General features: G+C 43.9%; 1 protein-coding gene and 1 pseudogene. Both read right to left on the bottom strand.

The genetic code is table 11. The features are described from left to right. Positions 1-160: ATP-binding cassette domain-containing protein (locus AB4585_RS27375; protein ID WP_372171894.1), on the bottom strand; the 160-nt coding region annotated here is incomplete at its 3' end. Positions 161-162: 2 nt separating this feature from the next. Continuing rightward, positions 163-296, bottom strand: a pseudogene (locus tag AB4585_RS27380) (ABC transporter permease); the annotation flags it as partial.

Consider the following 296-nt stretch of genomic DNA (forward strand, 5'->3'; position numbering starts at 1 on the left):
AGCTATCGGTCAGGCGACTTGCCATCGACAGTAATGTACTTTTTCCTGCGCCATTAGGGCCAATGATGCTGGTAACTTCACCAACCGGGAAGAGGGCGTCTGCATTATTAACAACGTATTTGTCGTTGTATTTCTTACTTAGTCCAGTAATTTTAATCATGGTTAGCTGATCTTGTTTCGTACGAGTAGGCTCAGGAAGTAACTTCCGCCGACAAAGTTAATAATAACGCTGATGGTGGTCTGAAAATCGAGTAAGTGCTCAACTAACCACTGGCCACTGATCAGTAGTGCAATAG

This window comes from Vibrio sp. 10N.222.49.C9, assembly GCF_041474985.1.
GTDB classification, from domain to species: domain Bacteria; phylum Pseudomonadota; class Gammaproteobacteria; order Enterobacterales; family Vibrionaceae; genus Vibrio; species Vibrio crassostreae_C.